Consider the following 21153-nt stretch of genomic DNA (forward strand, 5'->3'; position numbering starts at 1 on the left):
ATGACTAAATTAGTCTTCTTCGGCCTTGATGAGCACGAGCAGGATGTGATCCGGAGGGCGTTCGCCGGCGAGGCCGGCTACGATATCGACCTCCATGCCGAACCCCTCACGATCGAGAACGTCTCGCTTGCCCATGGCGCCGGGGGCATCGGGGTCTTCGTCATGTCGCGCGTCACCCGCGAGGTCCTCGACCGGCTGCCCGACCTCAAGGTGATCGCCGCCATGTCCACAGGGTTTGACCATATCGACTCCGTCGCCTGCCGGGAGAGGAAGATCGCCGTCTGTAACGTGCCGCACTATGGTGAGTCCACGGTGGCGGAGTTCGCGTTCGGGCTCATCCTGGCCCTTGCCCGGAAGTTCAGGCCGACGTTTGAGCGAACGGACCGGGGCGACTTTTCGCGGGCCGGCCTCTCAGGGATGGATCTTGCCGGTAAGACTCTCGGCCTGATCGGGACCGGGCGCATCGGGTCGCACCTCGCCCGCATCGCCCACGCGGCGGAGATGGAGGTGATCGCCTACGACCTGCGGCCGAACCCGGCCCTCACGGAGGAGTACGGTGTCCGCTACATGGACCTCGACGACGTTCTCCGGCAGGCGGACGTCATCAGCCTGCACGTCCCCTACACGAAGGCGACGCACCACCTGATCGACGCCGAGCGGCTGCGGCTCGTGAAAAATACCGTGCTCCTTGTCAACACCTCGCGGGGCGGCGTGGTGGATACGGGAGCGATCGCGAGCGCGCTCCGCGAGGGCCGGCTCGGGGGAGTCGCGCTCGACACCTTCGAGGGCGAAGAGGTCTGGATCCAGGAGGAGTTCCAGGGGGCCGGCGAGGCATCGGAGGACGAACTCCGGGATGCGCTCGAGAGTTTCGGCCTGCTCCACTCCGACAGGGCGATCCTCACCCCCCATAACGCCTTCAACACGCGGGAGGCGGTCGACCGGATCCTCGATGCAAGCATCGAGAATATCAGGGCGTTCTTTGCCGGGAACCCGCAGAACGTCGTCGCCGGGACCTATCGGGTGCCGGCAGAGGCGCCCGCAGGAGGGAGAGCATGAAGCAGGACGCTACTTACATCCGCTGGCTTGCCGACACGAGAAACGAGGATGTCGGCCTGGTCGGCGGGAAGAACGCATCTCTCGGCGAGATGTACAGCGAACTGACCAAAAAAGGCGTGAAGATCCCCGACGGGTTCGCCGTGACCGCCGAAGGCTACCGGCACGTCCTTGCATCCGCAGGGATCTTCGACGACCTCAAAGAGGCACTTGCCGGGCTCGACCGGAGCGACGTCGCCGACATCGCAAAGCGGGGAAGGCGGGCCCGCGACCTGATCCTTTCGGCCGGGGTCCCCGAAGACCTCTGGAATGAGATCCGGACAGCCTACGATATGCTCTGCGACGAGTACGGGCCCGATGCCGACGTCGCCGTCCGGTCGAGCGCCACCGCTGAAGACCTCCCGACGGTCTCGTTCGCGGGCCAGCAGGAGACTTTCCTGAACATCCGCGGCTACCAGGCGCTCCGGGAGGCCTACGTCCGGTGCCTCGCCTCTCTCTTCACCGACCGGGCGATCGCCTACCGGGTGGACAACGGCTTCGACCACTTCAAGGTCGCCCTCTCGGTCGGGATCATAAAGATGGTCCGCTCCGACCTGGCATCGAGCGGGGTCATCTTCACGCTCGACACCGATACCGGTTTCCGGGATGTCGTCCTCATCACCGGTTCCTATGGCCTCGGCGAGATGATCGTCCAGGGCGCCGTCAACCCCGACGAGTTCTACGTCTTCAAGCCGACCTTCCGGAAGGGCTACCGGGCGATCGTCAGGAAGAACCTCGGCGAGAAGAGAGTGAAACTGATCTACGGCCACGGGGGGACGAAGGAGGTCACCCGGAGGGTCGATGTCCCGGAGGCCGAACGGAAGAGGTTCTGTATCGACGACGACGATATCCTGACGCTTGCCGGATACGCGCTCACGATCGAGGACCACTACTCGGCGAAGGCCAATAAACCGGTGCCGATGGATATCGAGTGGGCAAAGGACGGCGAGACCGGGGAACTCTTCATCGTCCAGGCCCGGCCCGAGACTGTGCAGTCGCAGAAGGCGGGAGACGTCCTTGAGACCTACCGCCTTGACGAGCGCGGGACGGTACTGGTCACCGGAAAGAGCATCGGCGATAAGATTGCCGCCGGGAAGGCCCGGATCATCACCGACGTCAGCCGCCTCCCGGAGTTCAGACCCGGGGAGATCCTGGTCTCCGATACCACGACGCCCGACTGGGAGCCCGTGATGAAGACGGCCGCCGCGATCGTGACGAACCGGGGCGGGCGGACATCCCACGCGGCGATCGTCAGCCGGGAACTCGGCATCCCTGCGATCGTCGGGACGGGCGACGCGACCGAGAAGGTCCCGACGGGTCGCGAGGTGACGGTGAGCTGTGCCGAGGGGGAGGAAGGGTTCGTCTATAATCGAGCCCTCCCGTTCCATGTCGAGAGGACCCGGCTCTCGGACCTGCGGCGGCCGAAGACCGAGGTGATGATGAACCTGGGTAACCCGGACGCGGCCTTCGGATTGGCGATGGTCCCGAACGACGGCATCGGCCTCGCCCGTATGGAGTTCATCATCAGCAGTTACATCAAAGTCCACCCGATGGCGCTCGTCCACCCCGAACGGGTCGAGGACGAATCCGTCCGGCAATCGATCGCGGACCTCACCTACGGCTATCCAGACGGGGCGGAGTACTTCGTCGAGAGGCTCGCGGAGGGCGCCGGGACCATCGCCGCGGCGTTCTACCCGAACCCCGTGGTCGTCCGGACGAGCGACTTCAAGACGAACGAGTACGCAAGCCTCCTCGGCGGGGCCTACTTCGAGCCTGCGGAGGCAAACCCGATGCTCGGCTTCCGCGGCGCCTCCCGCTACTACGACGAGCGCTACCGGGAAGGATTCAGCCTCGAATGCCGGGCGCTGAAGCGGGTCCGCGAAGAGATGGGCCTCACGAATCTGATCATCATGATCCCCTTCTGCCGCCGGGTTGAGGAGGCAAAGCAGGTCATTGAGGAACTCGGGAGGAACGGTCTTTCGCGCGGCGAGAACGGTCTCCAGGTATACCAGATGTGCGAGGTCCCGAGCAACGTCGTCGAACTTGATGCGTTCAGCGAGTACTTCGATGGGTTCTCGATCGGCTCAAACGACCTGACCCAGCTCGTCCTCGGCATCGACCGCGACTCGGCGGTCGTGGGCGGGGCCTTCGACGAGCGCGACCCGGCGGTCAAACGGATGGTCGCGATGGCCGTGGAGGGCTGCCGGCGGAACCATCGGCACAGCGGGCTCTGCGGCGAGGCGCCGAGCACCTACCCGGAGTTTGCCGACTTTTTGGTAGAGCAGGGAATCGACTCGATATCGGTCGAGCCCGATGCGATCCTGAAGATCACCCTCCGGGTGGCGGAGGCAGAAGAGCGCCTTCGGGGCGCGAAGAAGGCGGTCCCGGTGCCCCGGTGAGGGATATCCCTCACCGGACAAACGGTATGCTGCCGCGGTCGATGAGGCGATAGATGTAGACCTTTATCGGGTCCGTGATCACAAGCGCCCAGACGAGCGCGTAGACCCAGACGAAGACCGCAAGCGGCCAGCCAATGGGCGTTATGATGAACCCGTAGACGGTGATCAGGGTCGCGACCGTCTGTGTGACGATCACCGCCCCGAGCAGGGCCGGGGCGGGCCGGACAGACCAGAACGGTCCCCGGGTGCGGACGACGAAGACGGTGAGATGGCCGGCGACCGCGAGTTTGAGGAAGATGAGCGACCGGATGACGTCGAGGTCAAGGTTGAGCGGCCCCTGTGCGATGGCGAGCATAGTAAACGAGGATACGACTCCCACAAACCCGATGAGCGTCGCGAGCGTGAGGATCTCGCGCATCTTCCACCGTTCGGGGGACCGGGAGTAGAGGACGTTGTCCCAGGCGATGCTCATGATCGGGATGTCGTTTAAGAGGGCAAGGAGGACGATCATCAGGGCGGTTATCGGGAAGAACCCGAAGATCAGGATCGAGAGGGTGATAAAGAAGAGGACGCGGATGGTCTCGGCGATCCGGTAGGTGACGTAGTGGCTCATGCGCTGAAAGATCCGCCGGCTCTCTTTGATCGCGTCGATGATCACCGAGAGGCCCGGTTTTGTGAGGACGATCGCGGTCGCCGACTTCGCTGCATCCGTGGCTCCCGCGACCGCGATCCCGACGTCCGCCTTTTTGAGAGCGGGAGCGTCGTTCACGCCGTCGCCGGTCATGCCGACGATGTGTCCCCGGGACTGGAGGAGGGAGACGATCCGGTACTTGTGTTCCGGGAAGACCTCGGCGAACCCGTCCGCTTGCTCGACGATCTCCGCGGCTTTTGGGTCGCTCTCCTTTATGAAGGCATCGGCGGTGACGATATCGGCCTTGAGGTTCACCTCCCTGGCAACCTCCCGGGCGATCGCCACGTGGTCGCCGGTGACCATCTTGACGTCGAGCCCCATATCAGTCGCCGTTTTGATGGTTGCCGCGGAATCGTCGCGGGGCGGGTCGTGGAGGCCGAGGACGCCCATATAGGCCCAGGTGCCGGGGGCGTCGCTCCTTGCGACCCCGAGCATCCGGTAGCCTTTCTTCGCGAAGGTTTCGGAGAGGCGGTCGATCGTCCCGGTAAGGTCTTTTCCTCCGCCGGCGAGGGCGAGGATCACCTGCGGGGCGCCCTTTGCGACCGAGAACTCCCGGCCGCCGCTATCCCGGACAGCGGCCTCGGTACGCTTTATCACCGCATCGAAGGGCTTAAAGCCGGTCACGGTGAAGGAGGAAAGCCGTTCTTTGAGACCCTGCGCCTCTTTTGATTCGATGATCGCGACGTCGATGGGGTCCCGGTCCTCTTCGCGGGATGCGAGGATGGCGGCGAGGATTACGTCGTCCACTTTGAATCCCTCAAAGGGGACAACCTCGGCGAGGGTCAGCCTGTTCTCCGTGACCGTCCCGGTCTTGTCGGTGCAGAGGACATCCACCCCGGCCATCTCCTCGATGGCGACGAGTCTGCTGACGATGGCCTCCTTCCGGGCAAGCGCCGTCGCCCCTACGGCCATGGTGATCGAGAGGACGGCCGGCATCGCCGCGGGGATCGCCGCCACGATCAGGACGAGCGCGAACTGGAGAGTTTCGAGGAGACTCTCATGCCTGATGAGCGAGACGATGAAGACCACGGTGACGAGGGCGACTGCGAGCACGATCAGGTAGTCGCCGATCCTGACGACGGCCTTCTGGAAGTGGCTCTCCGTCGCCGCCTCCCCGGCGAGCCGGGCGGTCCGGCCGAAGAAGGTTTTTTCACCTGTAGCCACCACGAGCGCGGTCATCTCGCCCTGTTTGACGGTGGAGCCGGAGTAGGCGATATCCGATGTATGTTTATCAACCGGCATCGATTCCCCGGTGAGTGCGGACTCGTCGGCTGAGAGGAAGTCCCCTTCGACGAGTTTGATATCGGCGGGCACGACGTCCCCGTTCCGAATCCGAACGATATCGCCGGGGACGAGATCCCGTGCGGCGATCTTCTGCCACTTGCCGTCGCGAAGCACCCTCGCCTCGAGCGCGAGCCTCTTTTTCAGCATGGCGATGGCGTTTCCGGCCTGGCGCTCCTGCCAGAAACCGACGATCGCATTGACGAGGAGGAGGGCGAAGATGATTGCGAAGTCCTCCCAGCGCCCGATGACGGCTGATATGATGAGCGCCGCCTCGATCATCCAGGGGATGGGGCCCCAGAAGTAGCGCAGGAACTTTTTGACCGGGCTCTCCTCCTTCTCGGGGATCTCGTTGTAGCCGAACCTCTGGATACGGTCGTTCGCCTCGGACCCGGACAGACCGTCCCGCCGGGAGGAGAGGGCCCGGTAGAGGTCGTCGACGGCCATGCCCCGGGCCTCATCGGTGCTGATCGCCTCGTGCTCCATGGTTCTCCCGCTCGCCCCTCTTTATGGGATCATATATAGGTGCCGCCTGCCTGACGTCCCGCACCGGGGGTGGCGGCAGGTTCATATGATGTCCGGGGGATGCAGGGCCATGGCGGCGAGGGACCCGGTCTGCGGGATGCTGGTGGACCCGGCAACGACGGCGTACTCGGTGGAGGCCCGGGGCGAGACCTACCACTTCTCAAGCGAACTCTGCAGGGATACGTTCATCAGGGGCGAGAAGATCGCCTACTTCTCGATGGAGATCGGCATCGAGAGCGAGATCCCGACCTACAGCGGCGGTCTCGGCGTGCTTGCCGGGGACGTCATCCGGTCGAGCGCCGATCTCCTCATCCCGATGGTCGCGGTGACGCTCATCAACCGGAAAGGCTACGTGCGGCAGCGGCTGACCCCGGAAGGCGACCAGATCGATTCTGCGGATGAGTGGGACCCAAAGGAGCACATGCGGGAACTTTCCCGGCGAGTGACCGTGCGGATAGGAGACGCCAACGTCGCGATCCGGGCCTGGCTCTACGATTACTGGAGCCCCGTCGGCGGCCTCGTGCCGGTCTTCTTCCTTGATACGGACCTCCCGGAGAACGCACCGGAAGACCGGGGGATAACCGACCACCTCTACGGCGGCGACCAGGAGTACCGCCTGAAGCAGGCAATCGTGCTCGGGATCGGCGGGGCCCGGATGCTCGCTGCGCTGGACATCAGGGTCGGCAAGTATCACATCAACGAGAGCCACTCAAGCCTCCTCACCCTCGAACTCCTCAGGCATCCGGGGATGGACGAGGAGAAGGTGCAGATGCAGTGCATCTTCACCACCCACACCCCGGTGGCGGTGGCGTTCGAGACGTTCCCCCGGGATACGGCAATTCGCCTGCTCAGCGCCGAGATCCCGCCGACCCTGCTCGATGAGTACATCGGTGAGGACGGACTTGCCCTCGCGACCCTTGCGTTCCGCCTGAGTAAATACGTCAACGGCGTGACGACGGCGCACATGAACTTCTCACAGCAGCTCTTTCCCGGGTTTCATATCCGGGCGGTGACGAACGGCGTCCACCCGCATACGTGGACGTCAGGATCGTTCCGGGACCTCTACGACCGCTACATCGCGGGCTGGGCGCAGGAGCCGGAACTGCTCGTCAGGGTCGATGCGATCCCGCACGAGGAGATCAGGCACGCTCACCGGCAGGCGAAGCAGGCCCTGGTGGATTACGTCAGGGAGAAGAACGGCGTCGACCTGGACCCCGAAGCCCTCACGATCGGGTTTGCCCGGCGGGCGGCGGCCTACAAGCGGGCAACCCTGCTCTTCTCGGACCTCGATAAACTGCGGGAGGCCGGCAGGCGGGGAGCGATCCAGCTCGTCTTCGCCGGGAAGGCCCATCCGGCGGACGCCGTCGGCAAGCAGGAGATCCGCGAGGTCCACGACGCCCTGCGAGACCTTGATGGGGAGGTGACGGGCGTCTACCTCGAGAACTACACGATGGATATCGCGGGCCTGATGACCGCGGGGGTGGACATCTGGCTGAACACACCCCTCCCCCCCTTTGAAGCGAGCGGGACGAGCGGGATGAAGGCCGCCTTGAACGGCGTGATCAACTTCAGCGTCCTCGACGGCTGGTGGATCGAGGGCTGGATCGAGGGGACGACGGGGTGGGCTATCGGCCCCGGACCCGGTGCGCCGGTGAGCGAGGAAGAGCGGCGGAGGCAGGAACTTCAGGACCTCTACAGCAAACTGGAGTACCTGATCATCCCCACCTACTACCTCCGGAAGGATGCGTGGGTGACGATCATGCGGAGCTCAATCGCGAAGATCGCCTACTACTTCAACACGCACCGGATGATGCGGCGCTACGCGACGGAGGCGTATCTCTAAAGAGGCCGGGGCCGAAAGGAGGCGGATCTTCTGCCCGGCGTCTACCCGATCAGCGCATGTAACAGATATGTTACAGGATCTCCGGAAATGTAACAATATTGTAACGATCTTGACTCTCGTGTAACAAAACTGTAACGCATAAATCCACGGCCGGAAAACCTCTCTCTCATGTCAAAAGTCGTCCGGGTCGACGAAGAGGCGCTGGAGGTCGCCCTCAAGTATGGGAAAAACCTCTCGCTCGGGGTCATGAAGATGGAGGAGATGCTCAAAAAACAGGAGAAGGCAAAGCGCGACTACACCGCCATCGAGGAGATGGTCCGCCGGACTATCCGGGAGGAGCTCGAAGTTTTGACTTCCAGATATTGATCCGGGGTGGTGCTCTCACAGGCAAATGATGCCGCGGGCACTCTTGCACTATGAGTTGTGGCACTGGAGGAGACATTCTGATAGAGTTACTACCATAGTATCGGGCGCCAGTCAGGAGGGGATCAGGACTTGCATGATCCGGCTTTCCCCGACAAGACTGGTGCAGTGGACCGTGGTGGCTATCCCCACGCGAGGGGGGTGGGGACAAAGGCGAGTGCGAGCGTAGTGAGCATGAGAAACCCGAAGGGTTTCGAGGGGGGATGCTCCCCCCTCCCCTGCAACCCCTCCCCCAGACGCGATATCCCCTTGGAATCCGTATCCTGGAGTGCCTCGAAGAAGACCTTCTGTTAGGGAACGCCTAATCCCTAAGCGGACTTTTGGTGTGAATACAGGTTATTACTCCAGGAATTTAGTTTAACTTCTGACGTACCCCCGGCCCACCGCCAACTCACCCCCGGCCGCTGAGTTCCGTCAACCCCCGGAGCCAGTCGAACGGAGCCGTATCGAACTCCCCCGGCGTCATCCGCCACATCCAATTCCCTTCTGCCGTCGAGGGGTAGTTCATCCGTGCCGCGGCGCCGAGACCGAGGATGTCCTGCATCGGGATGATGCAGACCCGGGCAACCGATCGCATCGCAAGAAGGACGAGTTCCCGGTGGACCTCGTCCGCCGCAACCTCCCGGCCGATGTAGGCAAAGAACCGCTGCCTGTCCTCATCCGTCGCCTCCTCCTCGAACCACCCCCGGGCCGTGTTGTTGTCGTGCGTCCCCGTGTAGCAGATGAGGTTTGGGACATAGTTGTGGGGGATGTGGGCGCTCTTTTCAATCCCCTCGCCGAACGCGAAGAGCAGGATCTTCATCCCCGGGAACCCGAACCGGTCCAGAAGCCCCTGGACGGCCGGGGTGTTCGCCCCCAGGTCCTCGGCGACGATGGCAAAGCAGGGGAACCGCCGGGCGAGCGCCTCGAAGAACTCAGCCCCCGGCCCGTCGACCCAGGTGCCGTGCTCGGCCGTCGGGTCGCCTGCCGGGACCTCGTAGTAGTCGGCGAACGCCCGAAAGTGGTCGATCCGGAAGAGGTCGTAGAGCTCGCCGGAGCGGGCCACCCGGCTCACCCACCAGGCGTATCTCCTCTCACGGAGCACGGCCCAGTCGTAGACCGGGTTCCCCCAGAGCTGCCCGGTTTTGCTGAAGATATCCGGGGGCACGCCCGCCACGACGGTCGGGCGGAGGTCATCATCGAGTTTGAAGATCCCGGGGTGCGCCCAGACGTCGACGCTGTCGTAGGCGACGTAGATCGGGATGTCGCCGATGACCTGGATGCCCCGCTCCGTGCAGTAGCGCCGGAGGGCCGACCACTGCCGGGCGGCGACGTACTGGAGGAACGACTCTTTCCGGATCGCTTCTCCGAGGCGTTCGCGCATCTCTTTGAGGGCTTCCGGCTCCCTGCCCCGGAGCTCCTCCGGCCACCGGGTCCACGCCTGCCCGCGGAAGTGGTCCTTGAGCGCGACGAAGAGCACGTGGTCGTCGAGCCACCATCCCGCCTCGTCGCAGAAGTTCTCGAACCCGCGGTCCGGCCCGGAGTGCCGGAACCGTTCGTAGGCAACCGCAAACAGCCGTTCCCGGTACCACGCGGCCGCCTCGTATGCCGCCCGCTCCTCCGGAAAACCGGGCGCCGGCTCCAGTTCGCTCTTCCTGAGGTAGCCTTCCCGGACGAGCATCTCCGGGCTGATGAGGAGGGTGTTTAAGGCGAACGCCGAAGGGCTCGAGTAGGGGGAGTGGGCGTATGCCGCCTCCGTCGGGTTGAGCGGCAGGATCTGCCAGTAGTGCTGCCGTGCTCGCTCAAGCGCCTCGACGAACCGGTATGCCGCCGGGCCGAAGTCCCCGGTGCCGTACGCCGACGGCAGGGACGTGATGTGCAGGAGTATCCCGCTTCCCCGTGTCTGGATCATCTCTCAATCCTCCCGGGCGGGAGACCTGCGCCGTTACGGCACCGGCGCCCGCCCCTCCTCCGCGAGCCTTGCGAGGTAGGCCTCGCGCCGGGCGACATAGATAGTCGCCTGTTCCCCGAAGGGCACGTACTCAGCGACAGCCCTCCCCTCCCCGGCGAGCCGGAGCTTCGTCTCGTCGGCAAGCCCCATCAGGAACGCGAACTCGATCGTCCCATCCGGGTGCTCTGCCAGCCACGCGACCAGGTCGGGATCGTGAGTGCCGGCCGAGAACGGCACGCCCCGGTCGATGAGGTCCGCGGCAAGCGTCCGGAAACGCTGCCGGACCTCATCGAGACCGACTACATCTCCCCCGTAGGCTCCTTTCACCAGGCGGGGCCGGATCCCGTGGCGGACGATCCGCTCAAGGTCGTCCGGGGTGCGGTCGAGGGAGACCTGGAGGGCGAGCGTCACCGCCGTCCCCTCCCGGGCGCAGGCGACGGCGGCCTCGACCGTCGTCTCCACAAGCCCCCGCCCCTCCATGTCCACCTCGAACCCGACACCGTGCTTCCGGGCCTCGTCGCAGAGCCGGAGCAGCGAGTCGCGGGCGGCTTCCCGGTCGAAGGATGCACCGAGCGCGGTCATCTTCACCGAGAGGGATGCGTCGAGGGCGTGCTCATCGATCGCGGTTACGGTGGCGGACGAGCGCTCCAGGCTCTCCCGGGCCTGCTCCTCGCTTCGGGCATACTCGCCGAGGGCGTCGAGGATACAGCGGACCCCCCGGGCGTTCTCTGCCCTGCAGTGCCGGACTGCCGCGTCGAGGTCGGACAACGTCCAGCGGCGAGCCCTGCCGGGGGTCCCGGGGAACACCGTATCCTCTCCACCCGGGCCTACGGCTTCCTTGCGAGCAGCCACCCGCGCCCGACCAGCCCCTGTTCGGCAGCCTTCTCCCAGAGGCCGAGCCCCCGCAGGGCGTCCTCGTATGCTTCCTCCCCGAAGAGTCCGACGACCGCCTCCTTATGGTCATGCTCGAGTCTCTCGCGGATCTCCCGGATCTGCCGGGCCGGGTCGCCCGGAACCTCCCCCCGATCCGTGACCACGAAGCCGTTTCGCTCAAGGAGCCCCGCGTAGCTCTCGATGGTCTCGAAGTACGGGTAAATCCGGAAGGTATCAGGGGTGTGCCACTCGTCGTCGCTGGCCCGGACCTGCACCCAGTCGGTGAACGCGAGCGTCCCTCCCGGCTTTAGGACCCGGAAGACCTCGCTGACCATCCGGTCTTTGTCCGTCACGTAGCACCAGGCATCCCGCCCCCGAACACCGTCGAAGATCCCATCGTGAAATGGCATATCAAGGGCATTGCCCTGCTGGAAGTCGGTTCGGCCGGTGAGTCCGGCCTCTTCCGTCCTCCGTACCGCCTCGTCGACCATCTGCGGTATCGTGACAAGCCCGATGACGGTCGCCCCATACTTCCGCGTGATTGCCCGTGCCAGGCCTCCCGGTCCCGCGAGAAGGACGAGCACCCGCGTCGTCCCATCAAGCCCCGCTCTTTCCCAGGGGGCGTCGAGGTCGGCCTTGCTATCCTTGCCTGCGAGCAGTTCCCAGATGAGTCCGACCGGCCCCCCATAGACACTCTCCACGTCGCCGACGTTGAGGTCCATCATCGTCATCCATTTCCGCCGCACAATGTCGCCCATACTAGATCACCGCGCCGCCACCGGCGCCTCCTCCTCCCGGATGGTGAACCGGTCGCGGAGAGTGTCCTTGATACAGGCCTCGAAGATGTCCCGGACGTGGGTGTGGGCGATCTCGAGCCAATCTCCGACCCCGTCCGGCGGGATGCTCTTCTCCTCGGCCAGGAAGTAGTCGATGTTCAGGAGGTACGCGTTGTTCTTCGTCGACTCCGGCACGGCGTCGGTGAGTTCCACCCGGCAGTTGTCGCGGTTGTCGTGGAACGCGAACTCGCACCCGGTGATGAACCCCGCCGGCGCCCGCGCGAGTTCCGGCGGAAGGACCGGGTAGAAGGCGAAGTAATCCGAGAGCGTCACCTCCCGTTCCGGGATCTCGATGATATTGACGTAGCGGAGGTTCATGGTGCCGATGGCATCGGCCCCGATGACCTCCTGGAACCGTTCGAACGCCCCCCTGATCTTCTCCGAGAAGGCCTCCCAGTGGACGTAGGGCTTCTGGCAGCTCACGGTGAGGAGACGGGGGCCGACCTGGACCGCACAGCCCTCGTCCTCGGCGAGGAAGACCGACCGTTCGCTGACCAGGAGTTCTTCGCGGAGGCCCTCCGGCCCGAGGAGCATCACCACCTCGCGCACGTAGCGCTGGTCCCGCTTCGGGTAGTCATCCTTCAGACTGCTGTAGAGCACGCCGGGGTAGGTCATGTCCCAGGGAGTATCCTCGGGGAACCGGAACTCGCATATCACTTCGGCAGCGGGCGGGTTTACATACTTTCGTACCTCAGCCATGATCTTCGTCCTCAAGAGAGTGTAGGATGGAAGGAGACTATTTTAAACTGACTCCTCTCTCCGGGCGAGAGGCCTGGTACCTGCCGGCATACGTTACTGAAGAAGAACACCTGCACGATGTTTTATCCGTCGGGGCTGCATATTCCGGCGCGATGGGCGAGACGTTCCGCCAGACCATCCATCTGCTCATGGGGGTCCTCGGCGCCGCGGTGATCCTCCGCCTGGACGACCGGGGAGCATTCATCTTCGTGAGCGCCGTCCTCGTCGTCCAGTTCCTCGCCTGCGACGCCATCACCCGCGGCTACGACGTCCCGGTCCTCTCCCGGGTGATGGACGAGTCGGAACGAAACGAGAAGATGCCGCTCAAGGGGGGGATCGCCTACGCCGTCGGAGCGCTCTTCTGCCTTGCGGTCTTTTCGCGGGAGTACGCGGCGGTCGGCCTCGTCACGGTCGGGGTGCTCGGTAGCGTCTCAACGCTCGTTGGGATCCGGTTCGGGAAGCACACTGTCCGGGGAAAAAAGTCGCTTGAGGGGACGGTTGCCGGAATCATCGCGGCCGCGCTCGCCCTCTCTCTCCTGATCCCCTGGTGGGCGGCGGCGGTCGTCGCGGCGGTCGGCGGAATCATCGAGGCCGGCTTCCCGCTCGACGACAACGTGGCGGTTCAGGTGGGGGTTTGTGTGGTGCTGGCGGGGATGGGGGTCGGGGTGGGGTTTGTCTGGTAGGATAGAAACACGGAGCGTTCAGAGAAAGGGCGGAGACCCGGGGTACAGGCATCGTTGCCAAGAGGTCCCGTCGCAGTAGTCCGGGATCAGGGCCGCGATATCCCGGATATCCCCGATGAGGATGATGCCGCTCGCGACCTAGCCGCCGAGGTAGAAGATGTTGGCGTGGTCGTCGGCACCCCACTCGCCGAAGACGGCGCCGAGGAGGAACTCGCGGCCCATCTCCAGCGGCCCATAGCGCTCCTCGTAGACCAGCGGGTCGTAGTCGGGATCGTTCCACTCCTCATAATCGGAGTGGCCGTCCCCATCGGTATCGGCCGACCAGAGATCGGTCCCGATCGCCCATTCGAGGGCATCGGAAAGCCCGTCACCGTCGCTGTCCGCGCAGAGCGGGTCGCTCTCGATCGCATCCTCCAGGTAGTCGTCGAGGGCGTCACCGTCAATGTCGATCGTATCCGGATCGAGGGTATGCCACCTGCCGAAGCCGTCGCGACACCCGTTCTCCTCGTAGATGTCCGGCAGGCCGTCCCCGTCCGGGTCGTCGTTGGTCAGGGTCGCAATCACCTGCGCGGTCTGGCCGTTTTCGACCGTCACCGCGACGGTGAACGGGGCGTAGCCGTCCTTCAGGACGTCGACCGGTGGGGGGGCCGAGGGGGATGCCTAAAAGGGTCTCTGAGAGCCAGCAGTTCCTGCTGGACACAGGTTACGATGAAAATCGTGCAGAAAAGAAATAGCGGGGAAAAGCCTACTCAATCCCCCGGAAATTTACACGGCCGTACGCATGGGTGTAGCCTCCCGCTTTAAGCTGGGGGAGGCTGAGCGGACCGGCCCCCTTCAGTGCTCGACTCCCCGCCGCTTGAGTTCCTCCGACTTCCGCTTCGAGCACGCCTCGCACCGGAACTCGGGCGTTGGATCGCTGGTTCGGTCATAGTTCTTTGCCCTGACCAGGCGATAGCCCCGGGCGACCGTGCCGCAGTCCACGCACCGGACCTCCTCTTTGACCTCCCACTGGGCGGCGAGGGTCTCGGAGGTGAAGATGAACCGGTCGACCCAGAAGAAGATGAGGCCGCCGATGAAGTTCGCGACGATGGTGGCGGCGAGCGCTCCGAGGCCCGCGAGCCAGTAGAGCACGACGGCGAGGATAGGCGTCGAGAGCTGCCACCGGATGAGGTAAAGGCCGTATCGTTTAAAATTTACTTCCACATATGAAATTCGCCCGGACCCCTCATAAAACCGGGGCCGGCACCCGGCAGGAAGTCACGCCGGGCTGTGCGGAAGATGGCATCACTGGCCTCCGTATCCCCGGAACCGTCAGGACAGAACCAGGATCCGGCGGGTCAGGCTCTTGTGCACCCGCTGCTCGTGCTCCTGCAGGACGGTGAAGTAGCGGGCGGCGATTCCCGTGATGTCGCGGTTGGTGACGACGACCGCGCGCCGCCCCGGCCGGAGGACACGCCGGATCTCCGCAAGCGATCCGTCGTAGAGCCGGTCCATGCTCTCCGCACGGATGCGGACCGACTGGCCGTAGGGGAGGTCCGTCACGACCGCGTCGAGCGCCTCGTCGCAGACCGGGACCATCGTAGCGTCGGCGATCATCACGTCCGACCCCGGGAGGTTCTGGCGGTAGCCGGCGACCATCGCGGGGTCGAAGTCGCTCCCGAGGACCCGGACGCCGATCTCGCGGGCCTCAAGCAGGATGCCGCCGGTGCCGCAGAAGGGGTCGAAGATCACTTCGCCGGGCCGGGCCAGGGAGATGTTGACGAGCGCCCGGCCCATCCGGGGCATCATCACGCCGGGGTGGAAGAACGGCCGGCGCATGGGGTTTCGGGCGTCGAACCCACCCCGGTCGATCTTCAGGATGACCCGACCGAAGTAGCAGCGATCCTCCGAGATGACGGCGCGGTACTCTTCGATCGGGTCACGGAGCGAGACCGGGCCGCTGATCAGGGTCCCAATCAGCCGCTCGAGTTCAAGGTGCGTCACGTCCATACGGCTCCCCTGGATCGTCTTCACCCTGCCCGCAAACGGCTTATCGGTCCGGATGGCGAGGTCGCGGAGGAGGGCCGTGAACGCCTCGCGGGTGGCCTCGCACTCCCCGAGGTACTCCATCACCACGTGCGTCAGGGCGAGCCGTCCGGCGGCCGCCGGTTCCGGGCACTCCGCGACCGCGACCTGGGTCCGCCGGTCGAGCACCGTGCCCACGCACTCCAGTTCCATGGCCGGGAGGTCGGGGTGCTCGCCGGAGAGTTCGAAGAGGAGCTTCATCCTCAGGATGTTCGCTCCCCGGGGCGATAAAGCGGGGGGATGGGGGGAGCGACCGGCTGTAGGGTGCGACGGAGAACCTCCGGAGTTTGAGAGGTTGCCAGGCTTCGAGCAGGAGCTCGAGAAGAACGAAGTTCTTCGAGCGACTGGATGCTATAGGGGTCGAGAGCCTTGCAGATCTGATTGGCCGGACTTGAAATCTAGCACATTCTCGGATTCACGGAAACAACTTTACATCTTTTTCCCGATATAAAACACATATCCATAGTACTGTTTGTATTTTGAATACAGGTCTGCCTCGCGCCTCATAAATGCAATCGTATCCTCAACGGTCTTATTCCCCGCGTGTTTTTTCAAGAACTCCTCTTGCCTTGCTTTTTGCGGAACAAAATAATTGTCTATCCAGCAACTTTCGGGCAGCGTAAATGCGGCAACAGGAATATAACCCGTTTTTTGCATGAGGGAAATGTTATGCCCTATTGTGCTGATCTCAGGAACTGCGTCCAACCACCACTTCTCAATTTCAGCAGGGCGTTCATCGGTAAACCATGACTCATAGGTTACGGCAACATAACCATCTTTTTTGAGGAAGCGTTTCCAGTGGTTCAAGCCTTTCTCAAAACCTATATTGGCAATAGCCCCCTCAGACCATATAAGATCAAATTCGTCGTTCAGAAACGGCAAATCATCCATTGAACCGACAATACCTTTTACCCTGTTCTGCAAACCAAGTTCTCCGGCTCTTGTGTTCAGTTTATCAATCGAGCCGGCATAAAGGTCGAGGGCGGTGATGGTTGCTTCAGTATTTTGTGCCAGAACCATTGTTTGAAAGCCTGTGCCGCAGCCTAAATCGGCAATTTTTGTTTTGTTTGAAAGATTGCCGATAAAACCTAATGCCCTGATGGTTTCTTCGGGGCTGCCGGGTCCCTGTCGCTCAAGTTCTGTGAAAAATTCATTGATGAGGGTAAAATCAAGTTCGTGGATTGTTGTTTCTTCCATTGTCGTACTCCTTATCCTCTAATTGTGCCATTAGTTCTTCTGCCTGAACTATTTTTATTATGTTTTTACGCTTCTGCTCCTCTGCCGCAAGGTAGATTTCAGCGTCCTCAGCATAAGCGTTCTCAGCCTTTAGCGTTCGATAGGACTGCGAGCGCTCTACCCGGGATTGGAACACCGGTCAGCCTATCTGAACGCGCTCGCGAGAGCGGATGACGGGGACTGTGCGCCGATCATCGAGACGCTGTATACCCTCTACAGGGAACAACCACAGGCGTACTGCAGAAGAGGTCAGGCAGAAGTTTTCCGGCGGGAAGAACAGAACCGGGGAGGAGAACGCCAGACTTGCCCGGCAGTTTGCCTGGTTGGAAAAAGGTTTGATTTTTCGGCTTCCGGCATCAGATGATGCTCGTTTTGCAGGCTTTTTCACCGCTTCTCCCACAGTTTTCTCTGCCGTTTACAAAACATAGCATCTGCATTGACAGCAGTCTCGAAACACGGGGACAACAGTCAGAGGCTTATACGGTAGAGACAGGGGAGGGGGCACGCCCCCTCCCCGTCAGCCCCTCCCCCCGGGGGCGATACCCCCACGGTCCACTGTATGGGGGGTGCCGGGAGAAGGACGGTTTTCAGACTCGCCTCCCCGGGCACGGTTTTCCACCGGGTATCGCCCCGCACTGCCCCCGCCCCTCGCGGGCGGGGGAGGAGCGCGGAGCGCGGGTGGGGTGGGGGTTACAGGAATCCTTATGGGGTGGCGACCGGGGAGAGGGGCTGTGCCTCCTTTCCTGCGTGGCGGTATCCGGCAAATACCCGTGTGAGTAGATACAAGTAACTCCTATCACCCGGACTTCAACGCTCGAATCAAAGCCTGCCGACCCACCAACCCGGGCTCACACCAGACCCACTACCAAAAAAGCCGAGCCGCCGAAGCGAGGGGCTCCCCCCTCACTTCACCGTCTCTTTCACCTTGTCGACGACGTCCTGAAAGAAGCCCTTGCTTGCCTTCTTCGCGGAGGGCTTCTTCCCCTCCATCTCGAGCAGGCGCCCGTAGAGCTCGCGCGCCTCATCCGTCAGGCGCGTGGGCACGACGATCTGCACCCGCACCAGCATGTCGCCGGGCTTCGTCTGCCACCGCACCCCTTCGCCCGCGATCTTCAGCCCGGTGTTGTGCTGCACACCGGCCGGGATATCGAGGACGATGGTCCGCCCGTCGATCGTCTTCACCTCGACCTCGGAGCCCAGGACCGCCTGGGCCGGAGTGATATCGACGGTCGTCTCCAGGTCGTCGCCCCGCCGGGAAAACGTCCGGTGCTGGGCGACGCTGATCTCGATGTAGAGGTCGCCTGCCGGCGCGCCGTACTCCCCGGCGTCGCCGTAGCCCTCCATCCGGAGGCGCATACCCGTATCCACGCCCGGCGGGATCCGGACCTTCACAGTCTGCCGGCCGCGCCGGTGCCCGCTGCCGCCGCAGGTCTTGCACCGGGACTCGGGTATCTTCCCCCGCCCGCCGCAGGCGGTACAGGGGGCCATCCGGACGAAACTCCCGAACATGGACTGGCTCATCTGCCGCATCTGGCCGCTGCCGCCGCATGTCGGGCAGGTGGTGAACTTCTTCGTCTCGCTCCCCGACCCGTCGCACGCAGGGCAGGGCTCGACATGGTCGAGGCCGACCTCCTTCTCGGTCCCGAACGCCGCCTCCTCAAGCGTGATGCGCATCTTCATCAGGAGGTCGGCCCCGGGGCGTGGGCCGGCACGCTGCCTGGCCCCACCGCCGCCGAAGAAGGTCTCGAAGATATCCCCGAACCCGGAGAAGTCCGCGTTGAACCCGCCGGAGAACCCGCCCCCGCCGGAGTACGACCCCCGGGACGCGTTGCTGTAGGCATCGTGCCCCATCTGGTCGTACTGGGCGCGTTTCTGGGGATCGGAGAGGACGCTGTAGGCCTCGTTGATCCCCTTGAACCGTTCCTCGGCCCCCGGCTCCTTGCAGACGTCAGGGTGGTATTTTCGTGCCAGGTCCCGGTAGGCTTTCCTGATCTCCTTATCGTCGGCGCCGCGCGGGACGCCGAGGATATCATAGTAGCTGTCCGGACCCATCGACCTCACTCTTTGACTTCGTAATCGGCATCGACGACGGTATCATCCTTCTTTGTGGCCCCCTCCGCCTTCTGCTGTGCAGCCTGCTGCTGTGCCTGCTGGTACATCTTCGTCGTGACCGCATATACCGCTTCGGTCAGGGTGTCCATCTTCTGCTTGATGGCCTCGAGGTCGTCGCCTTCGAGCGCCTTCTTGAGGTCGGCGATCGCGCTCTCGATCTTCTCCTTCTCCGCGGCCTCGACCGCGTCACCCGCATCTTTGAGGGCCCGCTCGGCGGTGAAGACCGCGGTGTCGGCGGTGTTCCGTAGATCAATCTCTTCGCGCTTCTTCTGGTCTTCCGCCTCGAACTTCTTCGCGTCGTTCATCATCCGCTCGATATCGGCCTCGGACGGCCGGGAGTCCTGCGGCTTGATGGTGATCGACTGCTCGTTGCCCGTACCGAGGTCCTTTGCCGAGACGTGGACGATGCCGTTTGCATCGATATCGAACGTGACCTCGATCTGCGGGATCCCCCGGGGTGCTGCCGGGATACCGGTGAGCTGGAACCGGCCCAGGGTGAAGTTGTCCTTTGCAAGCGCCCGCTCTCCCTGCATCACGTGGATCTCGACCGATGTCTGGCCGTCGGCCGCGGTCGAGAAGATCTGGCTCTTCCGCGTCGGGATGGTGGTGTTGCGCTCGATCAGTTTCGTCGCGATGCCCCCGAGCGTCTCGATGCCGAGCGAGAGCGGGGTCACGTCGAGGAGCAGGACATCCTTGGTCTCGCCCGTCAGCACGCCGGCCTGGATGGCGGCGCCGAGAGCGACGCACTCGTCGGGGTTAATCCCCTTGTCGGGCTCCTTCTTGAGGACCTTCTTCACGGTCTCCTGCACGAGCGGCACCCGGGTCGACCCGCCGACGAGGAGGACGTGGCTGATATCGTCGGCGCTCAGTTTTGCATCGGAGAGCGCCTGTTTCACCGGCCCGAGGGTCGAGTCGACGAGGTCGGCGATCAGGCTCTCGAACTTCGCGCGGGTGAGGTCGAAGTCCAGGAACTTGGGGCCGCTCTCCGTCGTGGTGATGTAGGGGAGGTTGATGTTGGTCTTCTGGACGGTGGAGAGCTCGATCTTCGCGTTCTCGGCCGCGTCGCGCAGCCGCTGCATCGCGACCGGGTCCTTCCTGAGGTCGGCGCCCTCCTTCTTCCGGAACTCATCGACCAGGTAGTCGACGACCAGTTTGTCGAAGTCGTCGCCGCCGAGACGGTTGTTGCCGGCGGTCGACTTGACCTCGAAGACACCGTCGCCGAGCTGGAGGATGGAGACATCGAAGGTGCCGCCGCCAAGGTCGTAGACGAGCACCGTGGACTCGCCTTCCTTATCGATGCCGTAGGCCAGCGCGCTCGCGGTCGGTTCGTTGATGATCCGGAGGACCTCGAGGCCGGCGATGGTCCCGGCGTCCTTCGTCGCCTGCCGTTGAGCGTCGTTGAAGTAGGCGGGCACCGTGATGACGGCCTTCGCGATCTTCTCGCCCAGGTACTCCTCTGCGTCCAGTTTCATCTTCTGGAGGATCATCGCAGAGATCTCCTGCGGCGTGTAGCTCTTCTCCCCGATCTCGACCTTCTCGTTCGTGCCCATCTTTCGTTTGATCGACTGAATGGTGCGCTTCGGGTTCGTGATAGCCTGCCGCTTTGCGACGGTGCCGACCAGCCGCTCACCCTCCTTGGTGAACGCTACGACGGACGGGGTGGTCCTGCCGCCTTCGGCGTTGGCGATGACCGTCGCCCGCCCGCCTTCCATGATCGCCATGCACGAGTTGGTCGTTCCAAGATCGATACCGAGAACTTTCTCTGAAACCATCTGTTTACTCCTCCTTTCCCTTAGAAACTACGACTTTTGCACATCTGATGACTTTATCCTGCATGCAGTACCCGCGGATAGCCTCATCGATCACGGTACCCTCTCTCGCGTCCGAAGGCACGTAGGCGATCGCCTCCTGCCGTTCCGGGTCGAAAGGAAGGTTCCGGCATTCGATCGGCGTGATGCCGTGCCGCTCAAGGATGGTCGTAAAGAGCTTCTTGATCTGCTCCATCCCTTCCTTGAGGCCTGCACTCTCGGTCTTCTCCGCCCGCTCGAAGTTGTCCATGACGTCGAGCAACTCAACCGCGAACTCTTCGATGGCGAAGGTTGTACGGGCGTCGATCTCCCGGGCCATCCTTTTACGGTAGTTGTCGAAATCCGCTGCAAGACGCAGATAACGGCTGTTCAAGTCGTTATATGCCTTCTGCAGATCTTCAAGCGATGAAGATGCCGCATCCGCGGATCTGGTGAGATCCTGTTTGCTCTCGTTTGGTTCGGATGTATCTCCCTTCATACGCTTAACCTGCTTCAGAATGATGTAATGTATTGGTTCGATTATTTATTGTAATGTGGTTCTATATAATACTATCGTATGTGGCCGGCATCCGGCTCCGGTAGCAGGTCAGATCTCCGATCGGGAACTCATCTATCGATA

General features: G+C 63.2%; 17 protein-coding genes. 5 read left to right on the top strand and 12 right to left on the bottom strand.

The features are described from left to right. Both V6K60_RS07545 and ppsA read left to right on the top strand, forming a co-directional pair. Positions 1-1056: an NAD(P)-dependent oxidoreductase gene (locus V6K60_RS07545; protein WP_332449906.1), complete on the top strand. Its 1056-nt coding sequence runs from the start codon at positions 1-3 to the stop codon at positions 1054-1056. After that, entirely contained in the window at positions 1053-3491 is a 2439-nt protein-coding gene (gene ppsA, locus V6K60_RS07550; protein WP_332449907.1) for a phosphoenolpyruvate synthase, read from the top strand. Before V6K60_RS07545 ends, ppsA begins: the two co-directional genes overlap by 4 nt. Positions 3492-3501: 10 nt before the next feature. Here the strand turns inward: ppsA and V6K60_RS07555 are convergent, their stop codons facing one another. Next, complete coding sequence (locus V6K60_RS07555; protein ID WP_332449908.1) at positions 3502-5949, bottom strand: plasma-membrane proton-efflux P-type ATPase; 2448 nt, start codon at positions 5947-5949, stop codon at positions 3502-3504. A 109-nt stretch (positions 5950-6058) separates the two neighbouring features. On the opposite strand from V6K60_RS07555, the gene glgP reads away from it, so the two are divergent. Then, complete coding sequence (gene glgP / locus V6K60_RS07560; RefSeq protein WP_332449909.1) at positions 6059-7831, top strand: alpha-glucan family phosphorylase; 1773 nt, start codon at positions 6059-6061, stop codon at positions 7829-7831. Positions 7832-7999: 168 nt separating this feature from the next. Then, entirely contained in the window at positions 8000-8197 is a 198-nt protein-coding gene (locus V6K60_RS07565; RefSeq protein ID WP_332449910.1) for a hypothetical protein, read from the top strand. Between the two features lie 448 nt (positions 8198-8645). Here V6K60_RS07565 and malQ read toward each other — a convergent pair whose 3' ends face one another. From malQ to V6K60_RS07585, 4 genes are read right to left on the bottom strand one after another with little or no spacing between them, the layout of a single operon-like run. Continuing rightward, the gene (gene malQ, locus V6K60_RS07570; RefSeq protein ID WP_332449911.1) at positions 8646-10145 is read right to left on the bottom strand and encodes a 4-alpha-glucanotransferase; all 1500 of its coding nucleotides are present in this window, start codon (positions 10143-10145) and stop codon (positions 8646-8648) included. A gap of 33 nt (positions 10146-10178) precedes the next feature. After that, on the bottom strand, positions 10179-10991 hold the full coding sequence (locus V6K60_RS07575; RefSeq protein ID WP_332449912.1) for a proline dehydrogenase family protein: 813 nt from the start codon (positions 10989-10991) through the stop codon (positions 10179-10181). A gap of 20 nt (positions 10992-11011) precedes the next feature. Further along, positions 11012-11815, bottom strand: a complete 804-nt coding sequence (locus V6K60_RS07580) for a class I SAM-dependent methyltransferase (protein WP_332449913.1) — start codon at positions 11813-11815, stop codon at positions 11012-11014. 6 nt (positions 11816-11821) lie between these two features. Next, positions 11822-12592, bottom strand: coding sequence for a TIGR04255 family protein (locus V6K60_RS07585; RefSeq protein ID WP_332449914.1), 771 nt, complete (start codon positions 12590-12592; stop codon positions 11822-11824). Between the two features lie 26 nt (positions 12593-12618). Between V6K60_RS07585 and V6K60_RS07590 the strand changes: the two genes are divergently transcribed. Beyond that, positions 12619-13314, top strand: a complete 696-nt coding sequence (locus V6K60_RS07590) for a diacylglycerol/polyprenol kinase family protein (protein ID WP_332449915.1) — start codon at positions 12619-12621, stop codon at positions 13312-13314. A 138-nt stretch (positions 13315-13452) separates the two neighbouring features. Here V6K60_RS07590 and V6K60_RS07595 read toward each other — a convergent pair whose 3' ends face one another. The 7 genes from V6K60_RS07595 to V6K60_RS07625 all read right to left on the bottom strand — a co-directional run bounded on the left by V6K60_RS07595 (position 13453) and on the right by V6K60_RS07625 (position 21012). Further along, positions 13453-13908, bottom strand: coding sequence for a hypothetical protein (locus V6K60_RS07595; RefSeq protein WP_332449916.1), 456 nt, complete (start codon positions 13906-13908; stop codon positions 13453-13455). 240 nt (positions 13909-14148) lie between these two features. Beyond that, positions 14149-14517: a hypothetical protein gene (locus V6K60_RS07600; protein ID WP_332449917.1), complete on the bottom strand. Its 369-nt coding sequence runs from the start codon at positions 14515-14517 to the stop codon at positions 14149-14151. 108 nt (positions 14518-14625) lie between these two features. Then, positions 14626-15579 carry a methyltransferase domain-containing protein gene (locus V6K60_RS07605; RefSeq protein ID WP_332449918.1) on the bottom strand — a complete coding sequence of 318 codons (954 nt, stop codon included), beginning with the start codon at positions 15577-15579 and terminating at the stop codon, positions 14626-14628. Positions 15580-15807: 228 nt separating this feature from the next. After that, positions 15808-16575: a class I SAM-dependent methyltransferase gene (locus V6K60_RS07610; RefSeq protein ID WP_332449919.1), complete on the bottom strand. Its 768-nt coding sequence runs from the start codon at positions 16573-16575 to the stop codon at positions 15808-15810. Between the two features lie 942 nt (positions 16576-17517). Then, positions 17518-18666 carry a molecular chaperone DnaJ gene (gene dnaJ, locus V6K60_RS07615; RefSeq protein WP_332449920.1) on the bottom strand — a complete coding sequence of 383 codons (1149 nt, stop codon included), beginning with the start codon at positions 18664-18666 and terminating at the stop codon, positions 17518-17520. Between the two features lie 5 nt (positions 18667-18671). After that, positions 18672-20498 carry a molecular chaperone DnaK gene (dnaK, locus tag V6K60_RS07620; RefSeq protein WP_332449921.1) on the bottom strand — a complete coding sequence of 609 codons (1827 nt, stop codon included), beginning with the start codon at positions 20496-20498 and terminating at the stop codon, positions 18672-18674. Between the two features lie 4 nt (positions 20499-20502). Further along, entirely contained in the window at positions 20503-21012 is a 510-nt protein-coding gene (locus tag V6K60_RS07625) for a nucleotide exchange factor GrpE (protein ID WP_332449922.1), read from the bottom strand. Positions 21013-21153: the final 141 nt, after the last annotated feature.

The sequence above is a fragment of the Methanoculleus sp. genome, assembly GCF_036677455.1.
GTDB lineage: Archaea > Halobacteriota > Methanomicrobia > Methanomicrobiales > Methanoculleaceae > Methanoculleus.